Annotated in this window: 17 protein-coding genes and 1 tRNA gene; 13 read left to right on the top strand and 5 right to left on the bottom strand. The window is 55.6% G+C overall.

Translation table 11 applies throughout. The features are described from left to right. The first annotated feature begins 74 nt into the window (after nucleotides 1-74). From OGX81_RS13655 to OGX81_RS13615, 9 genes are all read left to right on the top strand, one after another. Complete coding sequence (locus OGX81_RS13655; protein WP_024131048.1) at nucleotides 75-1,277, top strand: L-lactate MFS transporter; 1,203 nt, start codon at nucleotides 75-77, stop codon at nucleotides 1,275-1,277. Nucleotides 1,278-1,490: 213 nt separating this feature from the next. Next, nucleotides 1,491-3,182 carry a kdo(2)-lipid A phosphoethanolamine 7''-transferase gene (eptB, locus tag OGX81_RS13650; RefSeq protein WP_104868052.1) on the top strand — a complete coding sequence of 564 codons (1,692 nt, stop codon included), beginning with the start codon at nucleotides 1,491-1,493 and terminating at the stop codon, nucleotides 3,180-3,182. 91 nt (nucleotides 3,183-3,273) lie between these two features. Continuing rightward, a tRNA-Pro gene (locus OGX81_RS13645) sits at nucleotides 3,274-3,350 on the top strand. 820 nt (nucleotides 3,351-4,170) lie between these two features. Beyond that, entirely contained in the window at nucleotides 4,171-5,778 is a 1,608-nt protein-coding gene (gene dppA / locus OGX81_RS13640; RefSeq protein ID WP_012135678.1) for a dipeptide ABC transporter periplasmic-binding protein DppA, read from the top strand. Between the two features lie 196 nt (nucleotides 5,779-5,974). Beyond that, entirely contained in the window at nucleotides 5,975-6,994 is a 1,020-nt protein-coding gene (gene dppB, locus OGX81_RS13635; RefSeq protein WP_012135677.1) for a dipeptide ABC transporter permease DppB, read from the top strand. 9 nt (nucleotides 6,995-7,003) lie between these two features. Beyond that, a complete protein-coding gene (gene dppC / locus OGX81_RS13630; protein ID WP_012135676.1) occupies nucleotides 7,004-7,906 on the top strand; it encodes a dipeptide ABC transporter permease DppC in 903 nt (300 codons plus the stop codon). 10 nt (nucleotides 7,907-7,916) lie between these two features. Beyond that, nucleotides 7,917-8,900, top strand: a complete 984-nt coding sequence (gene dppD / locus OGX81_RS13625; protein ID WP_012135675.1) for a dipeptide ABC transporter ATP-binding protein — start codon at nucleotides 7,917-7,919, stop codon at nucleotides 8,898-8,900. Then, nucleotides 8,897-9,901, top strand: coding sequence for a dipeptide ABC transporter ATP-binding subunit DppF (gene dppF, locus OGX81_RS13620; RefSeq protein WP_012135673.1), 1,005 nt, complete (start codon nucleotides 8,897-8,899; stop codon nucleotides 9,899-9,901). The genes dppD and dppF overlap by 4 nt, the downstream gene beginning before the upstream one ends. A 154-nt stretch (nucleotides 9,902-10,055) precedes the next feature. Then, nucleotides 10,056-11,258 (top strand): sigma-54 interaction domain-containing protein, encoded by a 1,203-nt coding sequence (locus OGX81_RS13615; protein WP_058668255.1) that lies wholly within the window; start codon nucleotides 10,056-10,058, stop codon nucleotides 11,256-11,258. 33 nt (nucleotides 11,259-11,291) lie between these two features. Here OGX81_RS13615 and OGX81_RS13610 read toward each other — a convergent pair whose 3' ends face one another. The 5 genes from OGX81_RS13610 to bcsE all read right to left on the bottom strand — a co-directional run bounded on the left by OGX81_RS13610 (nucleotide 11,292) and on the right by bcsE (nucleotide 17,608). Continuing rightward, entirely contained in the window at nucleotides 11,292-12,590 is a 1,299-nt protein-coding gene (locus tag OGX81_RS13610; RefSeq protein WP_104868054.1) for an aromatic amino acid transport family protein, read from the bottom strand. Between the two features lie 115 nt (nucleotides 12,591-12,705). Beyond that, nucleotides 12,706-13,902 carry a methionine gamma-lyase gene (gene megL, locus OGX81_RS13605; protein ID WP_012135669.1) on the bottom strand — a complete coding sequence of 399 codons (1,197 nt, stop codon included), beginning with the start codon at nucleotides 13,900-13,902 and terminating at the stop codon, nucleotides 12,706-12,708. Between the two features lie 282 nt (nucleotides 13,903-14,184). Beyond that, a complete protein-coding gene (bcsG, locus tag OGX81_RS13600) occupies nucleotides 14,185-15,864 on the bottom strand; it encodes a cellulose biosynthesis protein BcsG (RefSeq protein ID WP_286487576.1) in 1,680 nt (559 codons plus the stop codon). Beyond that, nucleotides 15,861-16,052, bottom strand: coding sequence for a cellulose biosynthesis protein BcsF (gene bcsF, locus OGX81_RS13595; RefSeq protein ID WP_012135666.1), 192 nt, complete (start codon nucleotides 16,050-16,052; stop codon nucleotides 15,861-15,863). Before bcsF ends, bcsG begins: the two co-directional genes overlap by 4 nt. Then, nucleotides 16,049-17,608 carry a cellulose biosynthesis c-di-GMP-binding protein BcsE gene (gene bcsE / locus OGX81_RS13590; RefSeq protein WP_104868056.1) on the bottom strand — a complete coding sequence of 520 codons (1,560 nt, stop codon included), beginning with the start codon at nucleotides 17,606-17,608 and terminating at the stop codon, nucleotides 16,049-16,051. The genes bcsF and bcsE overlap by 4 nt, the downstream gene beginning before the upstream one ends. A 290-nt stretch (nucleotides 17,609-17,898) precedes the next feature. On the opposite strand from bcsE, the gene bcsR reads away from it, so the two are divergent. From bcsR to bcsB, 4 genes are read left to right on the top strand one after another with little or no spacing between them, the layout of a single operon-like run. Continuing rightward, nucleotides 17,899-18,093 carry a cellulose biosynthesis protein BcsR gene (gene bcsR / locus OGX81_RS13585; protein WP_012135663.1) on the top strand — a complete coding sequence of 65 codons (195 nt, stop codon included), beginning with the start codon at nucleotides 17,899-17,901 and terminating at the stop codon, nucleotides 18,091-18,093. A gap of 11 nt (nucleotides 18,094-18,104) precedes the next feature. Beyond that, complete coding sequence (gene bcsQ / locus OGX81_RS13580) at nucleotides 18,105-18,857, top strand: cellulose biosynthesis protein BcsQ (RefSeq protein ID WP_286487575.1); 753 nt, start codon at nucleotides 18,105-18,107, stop codon at nucleotides 18,855-18,857. Continuing rightward, complete coding sequence (gene bcsA / locus OGX81_RS13575; protein WP_104868057.1) at nucleotides 18,854-21,460, top strand: UDP-forming cellulose synthase catalytic subunit; 2,607 nt, start codon at nucleotides 18,854-18,856, stop codon at nucleotides 21,458-21,460. The genes bcsQ and bcsA overlap by 4 nt, the downstream gene beginning before the upstream one ends. A 10-nt stretch (nucleotides 21,461-21,470) precedes the next feature. Continuing rightward, nucleotides 21,471-23,822, top strand: a complete 2,352-nt coding sequence (bcsB, locus tag OGX81_RS13570) for a cellulose biosynthesis cyclic di-GMP-binding regulatory protein BcsB (protein WP_104868058.1) — start codon at nucleotides 21,471-21,473, stop codon at nucleotides 23,820-23,822. Nucleotides 23,823-23,825 lie beyond the last annotated feature (3 nt).

The following is a 23,825-nucleotide window of genomic DNA, read 5'->3' as shown; positions in this document are numbered from 1 at the left end:
TTCCCCTGCATAAAAAGCACTTCGTTATTGTTGTCAGCAGTGAATTTCTCCTTTGTTTATGCAGGAAGACTGCCATGAAAACTTCTGATTATCAGCGTACCCGTTGGCTGACGCTTATCGGCACCATCATCACGCAATTTGCGTTAGGTTCTGTTTACACCTGGAGCCTGTTTAATGGCGCGCTCTCTGCGAAACTGGATGAGCCCGTCAGCCAGGTGGCCTTTTCATTTGGCTTGTTGAGCCTGGGACTGGCGATCTCCTCTTCCGTGGCGGGTAAATTACAGGAACGTTTCGGCGTAAAACGCGTCACGATGGCGTCGGGTGTTTTACTGGGCATCGGCTTCTTTTTAACGGCGCATTCCAACAACCTTATGATGCTGTGGCTGAGCGCCGGGGTGCTGGTTGGCCTGGCGGACGGTGCGGGATACCTGTTAACGCTGTCTAACTGCGTAAAATGGTTCCCGGAACGTAAAGGGCTGATTTCCGCCTTCGCGATTGGTTCTTATGGCCTCGGTAGCCTCGGCTTCAAATTCATCGACAGCCAGCTGCTGGCGACGGTCGGTCTGGAAAAGACATTTATGATCTGGGGCGCGATTGTGCTGGTGATGATTGTCTTTGGTTCAACGCTGATGAAAGACGCGCCGAATCAGGATGTTAAAGCGGTAAACGGGGTGGTGGAAAACGACTTCACCCTGGCGCAGTCCATGCGTAAACCGCAGTACTGGATGCTGGCGGTGATGTTCCTGACGGCCTGCATGAGCGGTCTGTATGTCATCGGCGTGGCGAAAGACATTGCTCAGGGGCTGGCGCATATGGATGTTGCTTCGGCGGCCAACGCGGTCACGGTGATTTCCATCGCTAACCTGTCAGGCCGCCTGGTGCTGGGCATTCTGTCTGACAAAATCGCCCGTATCCGCGTGATTACCCTCGGTCAGGTTGTCTCGCTGGTCGGGATGGCTGCGTTACTGTTCGCGCCGCTGAATGATGTGACGTTCTTTGCCGCGATTGCCTGCGTCGCCTTTAACTTCGGCGGTACGATCACGGTGTTCCCGTCGCTGGTGAGCGAGTTCTTCGGCCTGAATAACCTGGCGAAAAACTACGGCGTGATTTACCTGGGCTTTGGGATTGGCAGTATTTGCGGGTCGATTATCGCCTCGCTGTTCGGTGGGTTCTACGTCACCTTCTGCGTTATTTTCGCTCTGCTGATCCTCTCTCTGGCGCTCTCGACCACGATTCGCCAGCCTCAGCGCCGCGTCTTTAAAGAGGCTCACGCCTGATTTTATTCATCATTTAACCACTTCCCGGCCCGGATATTTTTGTAAATATCCGGGCCGCTTGCTTATTCTTCCGACACTTTTACGCTTCCCTGTGGTCTACATACCCGCGCGTGTAGACTGTCTGACATCTGCTGTTACCGCATTTATCCACCTGCCCGGTCTGGAATGGCCTTTTGCGGGTGGTTTTTATCCCGATTTCCAGGGTTTGCTTGCATGAAATACATTAAATCGATGACGCAGCAGAAGCTGAGCTTCTTGCTTGCGCTCTATATCGGCCTGTTTATGAATTGCGCAGTGTTTTACCGCCGGTTCGGTAGCTATGCGCAGGAATTTACCGTCTGGAAAGGCCTCTCGGCAGTGGTTGAACTTGGGGCCACGGTTCTCGCCACGTTCTTCTTACTCCGTCTGCTTTCCCTGTTTGGTCGCCGCGTCTGGCGGGTTCTGGCTACGCTGGTGGTGCTGTTCTCCGCGAGCGCCAGCTATTACATGACCCTCCTGAACGTGGTGATCGGCTACGGCATTATTGCCTCCGTGATGACCACGGATATCGATTTATCGAAAGAGGTCGTCGGCTGGCACTTCATTTTGTGGCTGGTGGCGGTGAGCATTCTGCCGCTGGTCTTTATCTGGAGTAACCGCTGTCGTTACACCCTGCTGCGGCAGTTACGCACGCCGGGCCAGCGCGTTCGCAGCGTGGCGGCGGTGGTTCTGGCTGGGGTGATGGTGTGGGCGCCGATTCGTCTGCTTGACGTTCAGCAAAAGAATGTTGAACGAACAACGGGTATCGATTTGCCGAGCTATGGCGGCGTGGTGGCGAACTCTTATTTACCGTCGAACTGGCTATCGGCTTTAGGGCTGTACGCCTGGGCGCAGGTGGATGAGTCGTCGGATAATAACTCGCTGATGAACCCGGCGAAGAAGTTTACCTATGTTGCGCCAGAAGGCATTGATGACACGTACGTTGTGTTTATCATCGGCGAAACCACGCGTTGGGATCATATGGGCATCTTCGGCTACGAGCGGAACACGACGCCGAAGCTGGCGCAGGAAAAAAATCTCGCGGCGTTCCGGGGTGAGTCGTGTGATACCGCGACCAAACTTTCGCTGCGCTGTATGTTTGTGCGCGAGGGTGGCGCGTCGGAGAATCCGCAGCGTACTCTGAAAGAGCAAAACATTTTTGCGGTGCTGAAGCAGTTAGGGTTTAGCGCCGATCTGTATGCGATGCAGAGCGAGATGTGGTTCTACAGCAATACGATGGCGGATAACATTGCCTACCGCGAGCAAATCGGCGCAGAGCCGCGCAACCGGGGTAAGATGGTTGATGATATGTTGCTGGTGGATGAAATGCAGCGTTCGTTAGCGCAAACCCCTGACGGGAAACACCTGATCGTAATGCATACCAAAGGGTCGCATTATAACTATACGCAGCGGTATCCCCGCAGTTTTGCGCAGTGGACGCCGGAGTGTGTCGGCGTTGATGATGGCTGCACAAAAGCGGAGATGATCAACTCTTACGATAACTCGGTGAGCTATGTTGATCACTTTATTACCCGCGTGTTCGATCAGCTGCGCGATAAGAAAGCCATTGTGTTTTACGCCGCCGATCACGGCGAGTCGATCAATGAGCGCGAGCATTTGCACGGCACGCCGCGCAAGATGGCGCCGCCAGAACAGTTCCGGGTGCCAATGCTGGTGTGGATGTCGGATAAGTATCTGGAGAACCCGCAGCATGCGCAGATGCTTGCGCGCCTGCAACAGGCGGCGGCGATGAAAACGCCGCGCCGTCATGTGGAGCTGTATGACACGGTGATGGGATGTCTCGGCTACACCTCGCCAGATGGCGGAATTAACGAAAACAACGACTGGTGCCATATTCCGGCTGAACAGAATGCAGCGGTGCAGTAAGCGGTCTGCTGACTTTCTCGCCGATTGAATGGCATTTTCAAACTAAGGGATTGACGGGCGCGCACCTGAGCAGTAAGATGCGCCCCGCATTCGGTGATTGGCGCAGCCTGGTAGCGCACTTCGTTCGGGACGAAGGGGTCGGAGGTTCGAATCCTCTATCACCGACCAATTCAGAAAAGCCAGCCCGTGGGCTGGCTTTTTGCTGCCCGGAATTTAACGAGGATGAGCATTGTAGGCCTGATAAGCGCAGCGCCATCAGGCGGGATTGGTAGCCCACTTTCGGTAACGCCGGATGGCGGCGCAGGCGCCTTATCCGGCCTACGGCTCAGCATTGTAGGCCTGATAAGCGCAGCGCCATCAGGCAGGATCGGTCGCTCACTTTCGGCAACGCCGGATGGCGGCGCAGGCGCCTTATCCGGCCTACGGCGATTTCGCCATTGGCAAAAAATGTGCATCACTTCTCACTGTTTGTTCACGTTTTTGTGACATATTCCATTGTCTTTTTTTATCTTTGCTTAAATTTTTTTTTGCGTTACTTATGGCTGAGCCCAGCATTTTCCGCTGTGCGTTTTAGCGTTCGTGATATTAATCGCTCAGATATGCAGCATTTCGTCAGAAATTTTTCACAATCTGCACAAACGTTAATCACCAAATGTTGCGAAATATGAAGCGATTAATTCTGGTGTTAACGGAGTAGCACAAATTTCCCTGCTGAAAATAGTCGTTTGAAGTTTTTTTAATCTTTGTTTGTGAATTCTCACCGTTGTTGTAAATCATGGTTGCCTGTATTGACGTTTTCACATTCTGTTGACAGATTGTAGGGCATGAGGGGCATTTCATGGAGAATCCGCACTGCAACTCAGGCGCTTATGTGAACGGAATCCCCATCCTCTTAACGCCGACCCGGCCGGGTAAAAAACAAAAAAGGCCAGGCGGTGCAAACCCACTGCAAAGGGTAAAACAACAACATCACATTTGGAGCAGAAGAATGAGTATTTCCTTGAAGAAGTCAGGGATGCTGAAGCTTGGTCTGAGCCTGGTGGCCATGACCGTCGCAGCAAGTGTACAGGCTAAAACTCTGGTTTATTGTTCAGAAGGTTCTCCAGAAGGCTTCAACCCGCAGCTGTTTACCTCCGGCACTACCTATGACGCCAGCTCAGTACCTATCTATAACCGTCTGGTGGAATTTAAAATCGGTACAACCGAAGTTATTCCAGGCCTCGCTGAAAAGTGGGATGTCAGCGAAGACGGCAAAACCTACACCTTCCACCTGCGTCAGGGCGTGAAGTGGCAGGACAGCAAAGACTTTAAACCGACGCGCGATTTCAACGCCGATGACGTGGTGTTCTCGTTCGATCGTCAGAAAAATGCCGAAAACCCGTACCACAAAGTGTCTGGCGGCAGCTATGAATACTTCGAAGGGATGGGTCTGCCAGACCTGATAAGCGAAGTGAAGAAAGTGGACGATAGCACCGTTCAGTTCGTGCTGACCCGTCCAGAAGCGCCGTTCCTCGCTGACCTGGCGATGGACTTCGCCTCCATCCTCTCTAAAGAATATGCTGACAACATGCTGAAAGCCGGTACGCCGGAGAAAGTGGATCTGAACCCAATCGGTACGGGGCCGTTCCAGCTGTTGCAGTACCAGAAAGACTCCCGCATTCTGTATAAAGCGTTTGATGGTTTCTGGGGCACCAAGCCGCAGATCGACCGTCTGGTGTTCTCCATTACGCCTGACGCGTCCGTGCGTTACGCCAAGCTACAGAAAAATGAGTGCCAGGTGATGCCGTACCCGAACCCGGCGGACATCGCGCGCATGAAGCAGGACAAAAACATCAACCTGATGGAGCAGGCGGGTCTGAACGTCGGCTACCTCTCTTTCAACACCGAGAAGAAACCGTTTGATGACGTGAAAGTCCGTCAGGCGCTGACCTACGCGGTGAACAAAGAAGCGATCATTAAAGCGGTTTATCAGGGTGCGGGCGTTGAAGCCAAGAACCTGATTCCGCCGACCATGTGGGGCTATAACGACGACGTTAAAGACTACAACTACGATCCAGAAAAAGCCAAAGCGCTACTGAAAGAAGCGGGCCAGGATAAAGGCTTCACCGTTGAACTGTGGGCGATGCCGGTACAGCGTCCGTACAACCCGAACGCTCGCCGTATGGCTGAGATGATTCAGGCTGACTGGGCGAAGATTGGCGTACAGGCCAAGATTGTCACCTACGAGTGGGGTGAATACCTCAAGCGTGCGAAGTCAGGCGAACATCAGGCGGTGATGATGGGCTGGACCGGTGATAACGGGGACCCGGATAACTTCTTCGCGACCCTGTTTAGCTGCGCTGCGGCGAAAGACGGTTCCAACTACTCTCGCTGGTGCTACAAGCCGTTTGAAGACTTGATTCAACCGGCGCGCGCCACTGACGATCACAACAAGCGTGTTGAACTCTACAAACAGGCTCAGGTGGTGATGCATGACCAGGCGCCTGCGCTGATCATCGCTCACTCCACCGTGTACGAACCTGTGCGTAAAGAAGTCAAAGGCTATGTGGTTGATCCTCTGGGCAAACACCACTTTGAAAACGTCTCTGTCGAATAATTAAAAGCCAGGGGTGCCTGAGCACCCCATGCCCGGCGGCGCTGCGTTTGCACGAACCTACGATCGTAGGCCGGGTAAGCGCAGCGCCACCCGGCGTAATGCTTTACCCCACGGCGGCGTATGCCGTGGGATAAGATTTGTGAGCAATACAGACGCACTGTCACCAGGCGGCGCGTCATTAGAGAGAATCCGGGTTATGTTGCAGTTCATCCTCCGACGTTTGGGACTCGTCATCCCCACGTTTATCGGTATCACCCTTCTCACCTTTGCCTTCGTCCATATGATCCCGGGCGATCCGGTCATGATCATGGCAGGTGAACGTGGTATCTCTCCTGAGCGTCATGCTCAACTGCTGGCTGAACTCGGTCTGGATAAACCGATGTGGCAGCAGTACCTCCATTACATCTGGGGGGTGATGCATGGCGATTTGGGCATCTCGCTGAAAAGCCGTTTGCCGGTGTGGGACGAGTTCGTGCCTCGCTTTAAAGCGACGCTGGAACTTGGCGTCTGCGCCATGATTTTCGCCACCGCGGTAGGGATTCCGGTCGGCGTGCTGGCCGCCGTGAAGCGCGGTTCCATTTTCGATCATACCGCTGTTGGCCTGGCGCTGACCGGTTACTCTATGCCTATCTTCTGGTGGGGCATGATGCTGATCATGCTGGTATCAGTGCAATGGAACCTGACGCCGGTTTCCGGGCGCGTCAGCGATATGGTGTTCCTTGATGACTCCAATCCGTTAACCGGCTTTATGCTGATTGACACGGCTATCTGGGGCGAAGAGGGCAACTTTATTGATGCTGTCGCGCACATGATCCTGCCTGCGATGGTGCTCGGTACGATACCGCTGGCGGTTATCGTACGTATGACCCGCTCCTCCATGCTGGAAGTGCTGGGTGAAGATTATATCCGTACCGCGCGCGCCAAAGGTCTCACAAGGATGCGCGTCATCATCGTACACGCGCTGCGTAACGCGATGCTGCCGGTCGTGACCGTGATCGGTTTGCAGGTGGGGACGCTGCTGGCAGGGGCGATCCTGACCGAAACCATCTTCTCGTGGCCTGGCCTTGGCCGTTGGCTGATTGATGCGCTGCAACGACGCGATTATCCGGTTGTACAGGGCGGGGTGTTACTGGTAGCGACGATGATTATTCTCGTCAACCTGCTGGTCGACCTGCTGTACGGCGTGGTGAACCCGCGTATTCGTCATAAGAAGTAAGGGGCCATCATGTCACAGGTTACTGAAAATAAAGTTATCTCTGCACCGGTGCCGATGACCCCGTTGCAGGAGTTCTGGCACTATTTTAAACGCAACAAGGGTGCGGTTGTCGGTCTGGCGTATGTCGTCATCATGATCCTGATTGCGGTATTCGCGAACGTCATCGCGCCGTATAACCCGGCAGATCAGTTCCGCGATGTGCTGCTGGCGCCGCCTGCGTGGCAGGAAGGCGGCAGTATCGCGCACCTGCTGGGAACGGATGATGTCGGTCGCGATGTGCTGTCGCGTCTGATGTATGGCGCACGTCTGTCGCTGCTGGTGGGCTGCCTGGTGGTGGTGCTGTCGCTGGTGATGGGGATTGTGCTCGGCCTGGTTGCGGGTTACTTCGGCGGCATTGTTGATAACATCATCATGCGCGTCGTCGATATCATGCTGGCGCTGCCAAGCCTGCTGCTGGCGCTGGTGCTGGTGGCGATCTTTGGCCCCTCTATCGGTAACGCCGCGCTGGCGCTGACTTTCGTGGCGCTCCCGCACTACGTGCGTCTGACCCGCGCCGCCGTGCTGGTGGAGGTGAACCGCGATTACGTTACCGCTTCCCGCGTGGCGGGCGCAGGCGCGATGCGCCAGATGTTCGTCAATATCTTCCCGAACTGCCTTGCGCCGCTGATCGTTCAGGCGTCGCTCGGTTTCTCTAACGCCATTCTCGATATGGCCGCCCTGGGCTTCCTCGGCATGGGTGCGCAGCCGCCGACACCGGAGTGGGGCACCATGCTCTCCGACGTGTTGCAGTTCGCACAAAGTGCCTGGTGGGTCGTGACCTTCCCGGGTCTGGCGATCCTGCTGACGGTGCTGGCATTTAACCTGATGGGTGACGGTCTGCGTGACGCGCTCGATCCCAAACTGAAGCAGTAAGAGGTTCGAGATGGCGTTATTAAACGTAGATAAATTATCGGTGCACTTCGGTGACGAAGGTACGCCGTTTCGCGCGGTAGACCGCGTAAGCTACAGCGTAAATCAGGGCGAAGTCGTTGGTATTGTCGGCGAGTCCGGCTCCGGTAAATCGGTTAGCTCGCTGGCGATTATGGGGCTGATTGATTTCCCGGGCCGCGTGATGGCGGAAAAACTGGAATTCAACGGCCAGGACTTGCAGCGCATCTCTGAGAAAGAGCGCCGCAACCTGGTGGGCGCGGAAGTGGCGATGATCTTCCAGGACCCGATGACCAGCCTGAACCCGTGCTACACCGTAGGTTTCCAGATTATGGAAGCGATTAAGGTGCATCAGGGCGGCAACAGGAAAACCCGTCGGCAGCGGGCGATTGACCTGCTGACTCAGGTGGGGATTCCCGATCCGGCGTCGCGTCTGGATGTCTACCCGCACCAGTTGTCCGGTGGGATGAGCCAGCGCGTGATGATTGCCATGGCGATTGCCTGTCGTCCGAAACTGCTGATTGCCGATGAACCGACCACTGCGCTGGACGTGACCATTCAGGCGCAAATCATCGAACTGTTGCTGGAATTGCAGCAGAAAGAAAATATGGCGCTGGTGCTGATTACCCACGATCTGGCGCTGGTGGCGGAAGCCGCGCATAAAATCATCGTAATGTATGCCGGACAGGTGGTAGAGACAGGGGCGGCGCACGATATCTTCCGCGCGCCGCGTCATCCGTATACGCAGGCGTTGCTGCGCGCACTGCCGGAATTCGCGCAGGATAAAGCGCGCCTGGCGTCGCTGCCGGGCGTGGTGCCGGGAAAATATGACCGCCCGAACGGCTGTCTGTTGAACCCGCGCTGCCCGTATGCCACGGATAAATGCCGTAGCGAAGAGCCGGATCTGAATCTGCTCGGCGATGGCCGCCAGTCCAAATGCCACTATCCACTCGATGATGCCGGGAGGCCCACACTATGAGTACGCACGAGGCCACCTTGCAACAGCCGCTGTTGCAGGCCATCGATTTGAAAAAACACTACCCGGTGAAGAAGGGGCTGTTTGCGCCCGAGCGCCTGGTAAAAGCGCTGGATGGCGTATCGTTCACCCTTGAGCGCGGCAAAACGCTGGCGGTCGTGGGCGAGTCCGGCTGCGGGAAATCCACGCTGGGCCGCCTGCTGACGATGATTGAAACGCCGACCGGCGGAGAACTGTATTATCAGGGGCAGGATCTGCTCAGGCACGATCCGCAGGCGCAAAAACTGCGTCGGCAGAAAATCCAGATTGTGTTCCAGAACCCGTATGGTTCGCTGAACCCGCGTAAGAAAGTGGGGCAGATTCTGGAAGAGCCACTGCTGATCAACACCTCGCTCAGCAAAGAGCAGCGTCGTGAAAAAGCGCTGGCGATGATGGCGAAAGTCGGCCTTAAAACCGAGCATTACGATCGCTACCCGCACATGTTTTCCGGCGGCCAGCGTCAACGTATTGCTATCGCCCGCGGTCTGATGCTTGACCCGGACGTGGTGATCGCCGATGAACCGGTCTCCGCGCTGGACGTTTCCGTGCGCGCGCAGGTGTTGAACCTGATGATGGATTTGCAGCAGGAGCTGGGGCTGTCTTACGTCTTTATCTCGCACGACCTGTCGGTGGTCGAACACATTGCCGATGAGGTGATGGTGATGTATCTCGGCCGCTGCGTGGAGAAAGGGACGAAGGAGCAGATCTTTACCAACCCGCGCCATCCGTATACGCAGGCGCTGCTCTCCGCGACGCCGCGTTTGAACCCGGATGACCGCCGCGAGCGCATCAAGCTGACCGGCGAGCTGCCAAGCCCGCTGAATCCGCCGCCGGGCTGCGCCTTCAACGCCCGTTGCCGTCGTCGCTTTGGCCCCTGCACCCAGTTGCAGCCGCAGCTTAAAGATTACGGCGGTCAACTGGTGGCCTGTTTCGCCGTCGATCAGGATGAGAACCGACAGCAATAACTGTTGGTTATTGCCTCATAACCGGAGCCTTGTGCTCCGGTTTTTTTATATTCCTTTTTTGGCTCCACAATGTGAGTCCATCGGCAGAACATTATCCCATAGCGACTAGAATGTAAGCAGATTTCTGATTGCCACAGAAATATCTGGAGCCAACGTGGTCACGATACGCTGGGATATTAAAACAATCGATCGTCTGTCTATGGTTGAGGATGTCCTCAAGGAGTTTTCCTGCCGCGATATTAATATTATCTCCATGAAGGTCACGCCGGGTCGGATTCTGATTAAATCCTGGTGCCGCCATTTGCAGGATATTTCCAGCGTCCAGACCTGCCTCAATCAACATGCCGACATTATTAATGTCGCTTATCTCTCTGAGAATCTTTCTGAACTGGCCACGCCCGAACTGACGCGACCGCGCTATTTCTCCGACATTATCTGTAGCAGCCAGAGTATGCAGGTGCTGATTGAAAAAGCGCTAAAAATCGCTGACAGCAAATATACCGTCCTGATCCGTGGTGAGACCGGCACGGGTAAAGAGTTGCTGGCGCGCGCCATTCATAATTCCGGGCAGCGGCGCTTTTATCCATTTATCCCCGTCAACTGCTCAACGCTGCCTGAGGCATTGATGGAGAGCGAACTTTTTGGTTATGAAAAAGGGGCGTTCAGCGGTGCGGACGGCAGAGGGAAAAAAGGGTTGTTTGAAATGGCGGATAAGGGAACGCTGTTTCTTGATGAATTTGGCGAAATGCCGCTGAATTTACAGGCCAAGCTGCTGCGGGTGCTTCAGGACGGCGGCATCCGCCGCGTCGGCGGGGCGCAGGTGATCCCGGTTAACGCGCGTATTATTGTCGCCACCAACGCGAACCTGGAAGAGATGGTCGAACAGCGCCTGCTGCGCGCCGATCTCTGGTATCGCATTAACGTACTGACGCTCACGATTCCGCCGTTGCGCGAGCGCCCTTCGGATATCACTTTACTGATTCGCCATTTTGTACAGAAATATGCCAAAGAGTTTCAACGGCGGCTGATACTGGACAAAGCCTGTTTTGAGTCACTGCGTCACCACCACTGGCCGGGCAACGTTCGCGAACTGGAGAACACCATTATCCGTCTGATGCTGATGTCAGAAAGTGATGTCATCACCTGCGATGATTTGGGGCTTTCAACGGTGTCACAAGCGTTGCCGGGGCATCCCGACCGCCCCTTCAAAGAGCAGGTGCAACATGCTGAGCGGCAGCTGATTGAGCAGATGGTGGAAGAGAATGTCTCCTCCCGGCATATCGCGAAAGCGTTGGGGGTTTCGCACACGACGGTGCTGAATAAAATACGCAGCTACCAACTGGAGGGGGTGAGTTAAGCGCCGCCAGGAACCGACGGCGCACGGAACGCGTTATTCAATCAGCTTCAGGAGCGGCGACAGGCACAGCAAAATCCCATACAGCAGAATCAGCCAGGTTTTCAGGCCGCGCAGTTTTTCCAGTTGCGTGACTTTATAGATCAGGAAAAAAGGGATGATGCACGACACAATGCCGTACAGCGGGCTACCCAACTGGAAGAACACCAGCACCGAGACGCGGAACGATACCCAAATGACCAGCGTGATAACGATAAAGGTACAGATGCCAAGCGTCAGCGCCAGCGGATTGATCTTCTCCACGTCGATAACCCGACTCAGCACGTTGAGAATGATGCCCTTAATCGCTTCATGAAAGCCCAGGTAAATACCGAAGAAGGCGGTGAGAACCGCAAAGATATTCAGTACCGTTGAGGTGAAATGAATGATCTGTCCGGGAATGACCTGCGCAGCCAATGCCAGCGCGGAGATATTCTGCTCAAAGGCGGAAACGGCTTCTTCGTGGCTGATGGAGAAGGTAAACGAAAACGAGAAGAACAGGATCACGGCAATCAGCGTGATATAGCTGATGCGGTGGGTACGAATTGCCATGCGCGTCGCCAGCACTCTGTCGGCTTCTCGTTTGCGGTAGGCAATGTTCATTGGGTTCAGTACCTGAATAAACACCGCCGAGAAAAAACAGAAGGGGACGGTGAGCAGCACATCGCGGAAGAAGACCGACGCCTGCGGGAAGGCCGTAATATTGCTGAAGTTCCAGTGTGGAATCATCGCGAAACCGAAGATCAGGATGATGCCTACCTTCACCACCACCATAGGGCCGGAGATCTTAAACAGCAGCTTTTCTCCACCGGAGGCGATAGCGACCAGTACGGCGAAGATCGCCACTTTATAGAGGATGGACTGCGAGAGATCGGCATCGGTCAGACCGAAGGTCTTAATGTACGACGCGCTGTCGAAAACCACGGATAAAGAGTAGATAAAAATGCCGTGGATAATCATCAAAAAGTAGATCACGCCGAGGAAGACGCCCCAGTTTTTCCCCAGGTAATGACTGATAATATCGGTGTAGTCATTACAGGTTTCACTTTCTGATAACGTCTTTAAGTAAATATCCTGCACGATATAGGTTGCGGGGTAGGCGATAATAAACGCGGTGATAAAGACCCAAATTCCTTTTAGCCCAATCTGTACCGGCATTAGCACCGTTCCGGCGCCAATGGCCATGCCGATACATAACAGCACCCAGCCAAAATCGTATTTCGTAAACGGTAGTTTTCCTGATAACGCTGCGGTGGTCGCTTTACTGTTGCTTAATTGTAATGTGTTGTCCTGCATAGAGCCCCCTGCCCAAAATACACGTCACCCCGGGAAGGATGATGCGTATAGCCAGGCCGTTGTGCCTTGATTCTCAACAGCCGGAGCCGACGCAGGCCAGCTCCGACCGTAATGGTCAGAATGTCGCCTTTCTGATGGCGTGTTCAAGGTCGTTAATAATATCTTCTGGATCTTCAAGACCCACAGAAAGACGGATTAGCCCGTCGGTAATACCTGCTTTAAGCCGTTCCTCTGGCGCAACAGGCGAATGTGTCATAGACGCAGGGTGCTGAATGAGGGTTTCGGTATCACCGAGACTGACCGCGAGGAGGCATAATTCTACCGAATTGATCATGCGTCTGCCAGCCTCCAGGCCACCCGCGATTTCGAAGCTGATAATGCCGCCGGGCAGGCTCATCTGGCGTCTGCCAAGTTCATACTGCGGGTGCGAAGGAAGCCCCGGATACCAGACGTGGGTAATCTTCGGATGGCTTTCCAGGAAACGGGCGATTTTCAGCGCGTTCTCGCAGTGGCGTTCCATGCGAATCCCCAGCGTCTTCACGCCGCGCAGCGTCAGCCAGGCGTTAAAGGGGCTCATGCAGCCGCCGGTGATATCCTTCAGCCCGATAAACCGCGCCTGATCGATAAACTCCTGCTTGCCGACGATGACCCCGCCAATAACATCCCCGTGTCCGTTGATGTATTTCGTGACGCTGTGAACCACGATATCGGCTCCCTGGAGCAGGGGTTGCTGGCAGTACGGCGACATAAAGGTGTTATCCACAACCAACAGCACGCCCCGCTGATGGGCGATCCCGGCGACCGTTTCGATGTCGACCAGGGAGAGCGTTGGGTTGGCGGGCGTTTCGATGTACACCACTTTGGTTTCCGGGCGGATGGCTTCGCGGATCTCATCCGGGTTGGCGGCATTAACGAAACTCACGTCAATACCGAACTTCGGTATGCTGTGCGACAAAAATGCGTGCGTGCAGCCATAAATCGCGCTGGCTGAGACAATGTGATCGCCCTGCTCACAGAGCGTCAGCAGCGTGGTGGTGATGGCGGAAATGCCGGACGCGGTCGCCAGCGCCGCTTCGCCTCTTTCCAGTACCGCCAGCTTTTTCTCCAGCGCGTCCGTCGTGGGGTTGCCCAGGCGGGTGTAAATGTACCCGGACTCTTCGAGCGCAAAGCGGGCGGCCCCCTGTTCGGCGCTGTCGAAAACAAACGTCGACGTCTGGAAGATTGGCGTACTGAGCGCGCCAGTTGAAGGATCGGGTTGTTGCCCCGCGTGAACGATCTGGGTGTTGAATCCGTAAGTACGACAGTCAGACATGATATCTCCTTTGATTCGGAACAGAACAGCTCACACTCAAATAGCAATCGCTGTGCCAGAAAAGGAGTTTTTATATATCAACGAGTTAGTGGGTTTCGTTTTTTACGGGTCGTCAGAAAAGTTGCCAGCTGGCAAGAATCTTTCCAGCGTGTTGCGGCGCTTGCGCGAGTTTTGCCGGATGGCGACGAAAGCGTCTTATCCGGCCTACAAATCGGCATAATTTCAGGAGATTGTGCCTGACCTGTAGGCCTGATAAGCGTAGCGCCATCAGGCCTTTTTCGTTTACTGCGGATAAGGCACCCAGTCGCCGCCGTTCAGACGCACATACGGTTTACCCTGATACTGGATAACCACCGCGTTGGCGTTTTCAGCGACCGGTGCGGTCTGCGGCAACCCACGGGTGAGCTGATCCCAGTTGACGTTGTCTTCGACAAACAGTTTGCCGTCAAGGGCGCGCACCACCAGTTCGGAAATCGCCAGGTAGCTGCTCGGCTGGTCAATCTCAATCGATGCGCCCTGATGAGGCGTTTTCATACCGAAGAATTTCACCGCTGCCGGTACGTTGGTGATCGACGGGCTGGGGATGTCGCGTAGCCCGGAAACCTGCATTCTGTCGCCTTTGAGCGCGCCGCCGTGTTCCGGGACCATCACCACCATCACTTTACGGCCCGATTTCTCCAGTTCGGTAAAGAAGGCGTCCAGCTCATCGAACAGCTTTTGCGCGCGAATTTTGTAATCCGCCGTTTTACTGACGCCAGGGAAGTGGTTTCCGTCGTGCAGCGGCAGCGTGTTATAGAACGTTGCGCTACGCGAGTTCTGATCTTTCTCAGTGGTTTCCAGCCAGCGGTTGAGCACGGCGGTGTCGTCATAAACCGGAGAACCGTCAAAGCCCAGCAGCGTGACGGGCAGCCCTTTTTGATCCATCAGCTCCGTCTGCATACCGCCATTCTCACGCACTTCTTTCAGGAAGCCGCCGAATTCGCCGTTATGACCCATCATTAAATGCTGCGTGAAGCCCAGCTTCGACAGGTTATCAAACAGGTAGCAGTCGTTGCCTGCCGGTTGATACAGATTCGTGTGCGACGACTGGCCGCAGCTGGCGCGCAGCAGGCGGATCGCCGCCGGGCCGCTGTAGGAGGTGGCGGAGTTAAAGTGCTTAAACAGAATATCGAAATGCGACCATAACGGATGTGACATCAGGCCTGCGGCTTCAACATCAGACCACGAGAGGGAACAGATGTTGATCACCAGCAGTTCAAACGGCTGCGCATCGGCCGGCAGCGCCGTCGGGAACGGCGTTTTTCGTTTTTCTTCCGCGTTATAGAAGGTGTTCAACCACGCGTTCAGATTGGCTGGGGTCGGAGGCGCGGTCTGCGCCGGGATATCGCCGACCACCGGGGTGTCTCCTGCCGTTGCGACCGTCGCCGCCGCAGAGCCGCCGGTGGTCGTCACCGTGTCGGTCGGCTGGCCGCCAGGCCACAGCGTAAAGACTGGCCCTGTCAGCGTCAGCACGTTCAGCCAGATCATAATGGCGACAACAAAAAGAGTGACCCGAATCCACTGCGATAAAAACAGCCAGGTGACGAGCAGCACAAACACGGCGCCGATCATCTGCCAGTTGATAAAGCGAGTCACCAGATCGAGCATATAGTCCGCGCTAAAACCCGCGACCTGCGAGCCCTGACTAATAATGCTTTGTGGGCCAGGCAGCCAGGTGTCATGCCAGAAAAGCGCAAAGCCGATTGGGATAGCGACCCAATGGCGCAGGCGGTGCAGGCCGAGTTTAGGGACTGGCATTAACAAAAAGGCCATGAAGACCAGGTTCTGCAACGGATGGAAGTTGAGATATCCCGCCCAGAGTAGGCCAAACTTTACCAGAAAGTAGAAATTCCAGCCCGCAAGGCCGCGCCAGTATTGCCAGAGTGGTGAAGGCATGGATGAGGTTTGAGTATGCTGAGTCATTTTTTGTCTGCCTTGACGTTTGTTGCACGGCGCAAGGTTCCGGCGGGTTTTACATAACGGGGTCTGGCGAATAACAGTCGGGCTGTGTTACGGATGCGGCGAAGTGAATGGCGCGCCAGATAGCCCAGAGGAAAAAAGATCAGCGCGCAAAAGACGATGATCTGGATGATATCGTTGACGTTCATCATTGTGGGCGCTCCACGCTGTCATCCAGCAGTCGTAAGGGTTCGGGAATACGTCGCCAGACTCGCCCGTCATGCTCGGCATTGAGCACAGGGTTCGGCCCCTGAGTCAGCGGCAGCGGTGTGCCCCACAGTTCAGGCGACAGCAGGCGCATTTGCACGAGTTCAGCGCTGATTTGGTTATCTTCGAACCAGACCATGCGGTTGGAAAAGATATCGCCGGTCGGCAGCGGGAAGATATGGTTCAGCGCAGTGTCCAGATCGTTGACCCGACAGAATGATAAAAACAGCACCAGCCGGTTGCCGCCGATAGTCATGATATCGCCGGTACGGTTTGGGCGGCAGAGCGTCAGCGCCTGCTCGATGCGGATACCCGGCACCGGGCGCAATGCGACCATCACGCCTTTCCCGTCAGCGGGCAGCAGCGTGTTGCTCATCATGTTATGTACGGCTTTGCAGAAGACGTCCCATGTCTGGAAACCGCGCAGCTTCATGGGCTGCGTCATCGACAGGAGTGTGGCGATCTCTTCCGGGACATAGCGGCTGAATTGCTGTCCCTGCACGCTTTCAATCAGCGTCAGGCAGCGGGAAAGCGGCGCATTCCACGGAATAACCATATTCGCGCCGCAGCCTAACAGCAGTCGCTCGTCGGTCGCCCGCAAACTGGCGAGATTTTCGCGGACGATAATTTTCAGCGCGCTTCCGCGCTGGCGGCGCAGCGTATGGATATTCCGCGCCATGGGTTCGATTTGGCTATTTTGCGTCAGGGAGAAGATGATCGTCGCCGCCTGCGCAGTTCGCGCCTCGTTGAACAAGGTTTCGTTATTATCAAAAAGCGCCCAGTGTTCCGACAGCGGCGGAGCGCCTTCAAGAACGGCGATATTGCTGAGGATGCGTTTTTCGTCGCTGCGCGGCTGAATGTTCGCCTCTTCCTTGTGGGCCAGCTCCCAGTGCGCATCTTTATGGCGCAGCGTCAGTTGTTGCCGGGCGCTGACCCCTTTTTCGCTGCACCAGAACGCGATGTCGAACAGATGCTGGTCGCCCTGAAAACGTAAGCTGGCAAGGCCGAAAAGCGAACGATACTCCCCCATCAACAGGGAGAACTGTTTGTCATTATTATTTCCAGGGTTAATAACCAGAAGCGAACAGTGATGGAACCGGGTCCATTTATTCATTTTTTCCAGCCACTGATGAAGGCGTTCCCCTGATATATTTTGCCAGGCGTTATTCGCGCAAAGAAGAATGAAAAAGTAATGTGTAGGATCAACAGAACAAAGCAAATCGCGGGGCAAAAAGTATAACCCCTTTTCAGAATCCGGCATTGAAAATAACTGGATTTTTTCCGGGCCGTGAGATTCATCTAATTTGATTAATTCACCCGGATCGCTGCCCATACAAATGACCGCGACTTTCGCGTTCCCTGCCTGCGAGGCAATCGTTTGATTCACCAGGCTGATGGCATCTTCATTGCGATCAGCGTCAACCCACCAGACACCGCCGGCAGGCATGTGGCGTAGTTCATCCCATAATGATGAGATGCCGATAGAAAATACGGGGTCCACAGCGTCCCTCTTGTCGCTATTTTATCTGTTTATCAGTTTACTAGCGAAAGCTCAGAAATAAACCTAACATTGAAATTAAAACACATCAGATTTAGCATATGAATCAATTCGGCGGGCAGGAAGCCTTGCGACCTCGGTCATGGTGTTTTCTTTACTCTTACAGTTTGCGTAACGGAAAGGCGAGAAATGAACGATCCCCTGCATTGAAGATTAACAGTGAAGAGGGGGGGATGCTGCCAGAAAAATTGTCTGAAGCATGGTGAGTATATTCAAAAGGGACACAATACAGAATGTATAACAACAACGAACCTGACTCTCAGTTTGATTCAGCATTGGGCTATACCTTTCAAAATGATTTTCTGGCGTTAAGTCAGGCTTTCTCCTTGCCCGAAATAGACTATACCGATATTTCCCAACGCGAACAGCTGGCTGCGGCGATTAAACGTTGGCCTTTATTGGCTGAATTTGCGCAACAACCATCATAAGGGAGTCAGGGATGTCCATTCTGGGATTGCAGGGCGTGCGCGGCGGTGTAGGCACCACATCAATCACTTCGGCGCTCGCCTGGGCGCTGCAAATACTCGGGGAAAATGTGCTGGTCGTTGATGCCAGCCCCGATAACCTGCTGCGTATGTCATTCAATGTCGATTTTGCCCATCGCGACGGCTGGGCCAGGGCGCTGCTGGACGGTAAAGACTGGCGCGATGCCGGACTGCGTTATACCACCCAGCTCGATCTGCTGCCGTTCGGACAGCTTACGGTGGAAGAGTGGGAGAATCCTCAGGAATGGGCGGAAAAGCTGGGAGCTATTTGCGCTGGCCTGCGCGAACTGAAAGAGAGCCGACGCTATTCGTGGATTTTGCTGGATCTTCCCCACGGCGTCTCACCGCTGACGCAACAGTTGGTCAGTCTCTGCGATCATACGCTGGCGGTGGTAAAAGCGGACACCAATTGCCATATCCGGCTGCATCAACAGGCGCTGCCCACGGGCGCGCATATTCTGATTAACGATTTACGCATTGCCAGCCAGTTGCAGGACGATCTGTACCAGGTCTGGCTGCAAAGCCAGCGTCGTTTGCTGCCGATGGTGATCCATCGCGATGAAGCGATGGCGGAGTGTATGGCTTCGAAACAGCCGCTGGGCGAGTACCGTGGCGATTCGCTGGCGGCAGAAGAGGTGCTGACGCTGGCAAACTGGTGTTTGCTGCACTATGCGGGCAATCGCGCCCCTGCCGGGAGCGCATCATGAACATCCTGACCCGGTGGCTTCTCATTCCGCCGGTCGGCGCACGCCTGAGCGAGCGCTATCAAGGGTATCGCCGTCATGGCGCGTCGCCGTTCAGTGCGATGCTGGGCTGCCTGTGGGTGATTCTGGCGTGGATTTTTATTCCGCTTGAGCATCCGCGCTGGCAGCGCATTCGCGCGCAGCATAAAGCGCTCTATCCGCATATTAACGCCAACCGACCGCGTCCGCTGGACCCGGCCCGCTATGCCATTCAAACGCTCTGGTTGATGGCCTTCTCGCCGCGTAAAGAGAAGAAGGTCGAACCGCGCTGGCGGTCGCTCTCCCGCCTGCTGGGCGTGCGCGGTCGCTATCATCAGTGGATGGACACGCTGCCCGACCGCGTCAGTAAAAAGACCACGCACCTGGAAAGCGAAAAAGAGCTGGGCCATCTTAGCAACGGGGTGCGCCGCTTTATCCTCGGCGTTATCGTCACCTTTTCCCTGATTCTGGCGATCATCTGTATTACCCAGCCGTTTAACCCGCTGTCGCAGTTTATCTTCCTGATACTGCTGTGGGGCGTCGCGCTGCTGGTGCGGCGGATACCGGGGCGTTTCTCCGCCCTGATGCTGATCGTGCTGTCGCTGACGGTGTCATGCCGTTATATCTGGTGGCGCTATACCTCGACGCTAAACTGGGATGACCCGCTGAGCCTGGTTTGCGGGCTGATTTTGCTGTTTGCGGAAACCTACGCCTGGATTGTCCTGGTGCTGGGGTATTTCCAGGTCGTCTGGCCGCTTAACCGCCAGCCCGTGCCGCTACCGAAAGAGATGGCGCAGTGGCCGACGGTGGACATTTTTATTCCGACTTACAACGAAGACCTCAGCGTGGTGAAAAACACCGTTTACGCCTCGTTGGGCATCGACTGGCCGAAAGACAAGCTGAGCATCTGGATTCTTGACGACGGTGGGCGCGAAGAGTTCCGCCAGTTTGCCCAGACCGTCGGCGTACAGTATATCGCCCGTACCACGCATGAACACGCCAAGGCCGGCAACATCAATAACGCGCTGAAATACGCGAAAGGCGAGTTTGTCTCGATCTTTGACTGCGACCATGTACCGACACGCTCGTTCCTGCAAATGACGATGGGCTGGTTCCTGAAAGAGAAAAAGCTCGCCATGATGCAGACGCCGCACCACTTTTTCTCGCCGGACCCGTTTGAACGCAACCTCGGTCGTTTCCGTAAAACGCCGAACGAAGGCACGCTGTTTTATGGGCTGGTGCAGGATGGCAACGACATGTGGGATGCGACGTTCTTCTGCGGATCGTGCGCGGTGATTCGCCGTAAACCGCTGGATGAGATTGGCGGCATTGCCGTTGAGACCGTGACCGAAGATGCGCATACCTCGCTGCGCCTGCACCGTCGCGGCTACACCTCGGCCTATATGCGCATTCCACAGGCGGCAGGTCTGGCGACGGAAAGCCTGTCCGCACACATCGGGCAGCGTATTCGCTGGGCGCGCGGCATGGTGCAAATCTTCCGTCTGGATAACCCGCTGTTCGGCAAAGGCTTAAAGCTGGCGCAGCGTCTGTGTTACGTCAACGCCATGTTCCACTTTTTATCGGGTATTCCACGGCTCATCTTCCTGACGGCGCCGCTGGCTTTCCTGCTGCTGCACGCCTATATCATCTATGCGCCCGCGCTGATGATTGCGCTGTTTGTGTTGCCGCACATGATTCACGCCAGCCTCACCAACTCGAAGATTCAGGGGAAATACCGCCACTCCTTCTGGAGTGAAATCTACGAAACGGTGCTGGCCTGGTATATCGCGCCGCCGACGATGGTGGCGCTGATCAACCCGCATAAAGGGAAATTCAACGTTACCGCGAAAGGCGGGCTGGTAGAGGAAGAGTATGTCGACTGGGTGATTTCCCGGCCCTATATCTTCCTGGTGCTGCTCAACCTGCTGGGGGTCGTGGTGGGCGTCTGGCGTTACTACTACGGCCCCGCCAACGAAATACTCACGGTGATCGTCAGCCTGGTGTGGGTTTTCTATAACCTGATCATTCTGGGCGGCGCGGTGGCGGTCTCTGTGGAAAGTAAGCAGGTACGCCGGGCGCACCGCGTTGAAATCTCCATGCCGGCGGCCATTGCCCGTGAAGATGGCCACCTGTTCTCATGCACCGTGCATGACTTCTCCGACGGCGGCCTGGGGATTCGGATCAACGGGCAGGCGCAGGTGCTGGAAGGGCAAAAGGTTAATTTATTGCTTAAACGCGGCCAGCAAGAGTACGTCTTTCCTACTCAGGTCGTGCGCGTGTTGGGCAATGAGGTCGGGCTGCAATTGCTGCCGATGACCACGAAACAACATATCGACTTTGTGCAGTGCACATTTGCCCGCGCGGATACGTGGGCGCTCTGGCAGGACAGCTTCCCGGAAGACAAACCGCTGGAAAGCCTGCTGGATATTCTGAAGCTGGGCTTCCGTGGCTACCGCCATCTTGCGGAATTTGCTCCGTCTTCCGTCAAAGTAATTTTCCGTTCTCTGACGACGCTGGTTTCCTGGATTGTGTCGTTTATTCCGCGTCGCCCGGAGCGGCAGCCGGATCAGGTGATGGCTCAACAATGATGATAACGCGATGAAAAGAAAACTTTCCTGGGTTTATGCAGTGGCTATGGGGATAAGCGCTTTCCCCACTTTCATGACGAATGCGACGCCTGCAACGCAACCATTGATCAATGCTGAGCCAGCGCAAACGCCGACAGCGCCTGCGCCAGAAACGGCGGAACAGCCGGTCGGCCAGGTAATGCCGGGCGTACCAGGCGCCGATGCGCCCGTGGTGGCGCAAAACGGGCCTTCCCGCGATGTGAAGCTGACCTTCGCGCAAATCGCGCCGCCGCCGGGCAGCATGGTGCTGCGTGGCGTGAACCCGAATGGCAGCATTGAGTTCGGTATGCGCAGCGATGAGGTGGTGTCGAAAGCGATGCTGAACCTGGAATACACCCCGTCGCCGTCGTTGCTGCCGATCCAGTCGCAGCTGAAGGTCTACCTCAATGATGAGCTGATGGGCGTGTTGCCGGTCACGAAAGAGCAACTGGGCAAAAAGACGCTGGCCCAGATGCCGATCAACCCGCTCTTTATCACCGATTTTAACCGCGTGCGGCTGGAGTTCGTCGGGCACTATCGCGATGTCTGCGAAAACCCGGCCAGCAGTACGCTCTGGCTGGATGTTGGCCGCAGCAGCGTGCTGGATCTGACGTACCAGACCCTGCCGGTGAAAAACGATCTGTCGCACTTCCCGGTGCCGTTCTTCGATCCGCGGGACAACCGCCAGGTTACGCTGCCTGTGGTCTTTGCCGGTTCGCCGGATTTGATGCAGCAGCAGGCGGCATCCATTGTCTCTTCATGGTTCGGTTCGCGCGCAGGCTGGCGCGGCCAGCATTTCCCGGTGATGTACAACACGCTGCCGGATCGTAATGCCATCGTCTTTGCCACGAACGATAAGCGCCCTGATTTCCTGCGCGATCATCCGCCGGTAAAAGCGCCGGTGATTGAGATGATCAGCCACCCGGACAACCCATATGTGAAGCTGCTGGTGGTCTTTGGCCGCGACGATAACGATCTGTTGCAGGCGGCGAAAGGCATTGCGCAAGGGAATATCCTGTTCCGTGGCGACAGCGTGGTGGTGGATGAGGTGAAGCCTCTGCTGGCGCGTAAACCTTATGATGCGCCGAACTGGGTACGTACTGACCGTGCGGTGACGTTCGGCGAGCTGAAAACCTATAAAGAGCAGCTCCAGTCCACCGGGCTGGAACCTGCGGCGATTTCGCTGTCGCTGAATCTGCCGCCGGATCTCTATCTGCTGCGCAGCAACGGTATTGATATGAACCTCAACTACCGTTACACCACGCCGCCGAGCAAAGACAGCTCGCGTATGGATATCAGCCTGAACGATCAGTTCCTGCAAGCGTTCAGCCTGAACAGCACCCAGGAAAGCAATCGCCTGCTGCTGCGTTTGCCGGTATTGCAGGGGCTGATTGACGGTAAAACGGACGTGTCGATCCCGGCGCTGAAGCTGGGGGCGATGAACCAGCTGCGCTTTGACTTCCAGTACATGAACCCGATGCCGGGCGGCTCGGTGGATAATTGCGTGACGTTCCAGCCGGTACAAAACCATGTGGTGATTGGCGACGACTCCACCATTGATTTCTCGAAATATTATCACTTTATCGCGATGCCGGATCTGCGTGCCTTCGCCAATGCGGGCTTCCCGTTCAGCCGGATGGCTGACCTTTCAGAAACCATTGCCGTGATGCCGAAAAACCCGAACGAAGCGCAGATGGAAACGCTGCTGGATGTGACCGGAACGATTGGCGCGCAGACCGGTTTCCCGTCGATTAACCTGAATATCACCGACGATAGCCGCCAGATTCAGGGTAAAGACGCGGATATTATGGTGATCGGGACAATCCCCGACGCACTGAAAGATGACAAACGCATCGACCTGCTGGTACAGGCGACGCAAAGCTGGGTGAACACGCCGATGCGCCAGACGACCTTCCCGAGCATCATGCCGGATGAGGCCGACCGCGCGCCGGATGCGAAATCCACCATCACTTCTGCTGGCGCGATGGCGGCGGTAGTGGGCTTCCAGTCGCCGTTCAACGACCAGCGTAGCGTGGTGGCGCTGCTGGCAGACAGCCCGCGCGGGTATGAACTGCTGACCGAAGCGATGAACGACAGCGGAAAACGCGCCGCCATGTTTGGCTCCGTGTCGGTGATCCGCGAGTCTGGCGTCAACAGCCTGCGGGTGGGCGATATTTACTACGTAGGGCATTTACCGTGGTTCGAACGCCTCTGGTACGCGTTATCGAATCATCCGGTGCTGCTGGCGGTACTGGCGGCGGTTAGCGTCGTGCTGTTGGCCTGGGTTCTGTGGCGTCTGCTGCGCATTATCAGCCGTCGTCGACTCGATCCCGATAACGAGTAATCG

Origin of the sequence: Citrobacter sp. CK206 (assembly GCF_030333125.1) — a bacterium.
In the GTDB taxonomy this organism is placed as follows: Bacteria; Pseudomonadota; Gammaproteobacteria; order Enterobacterales; family Enterobacteriaceae; genus Citrobacter_B; species Citrobacter_B koseri.
This window is presented reverse-complemented; position numbering and strand designations above follow the sequence as displayed.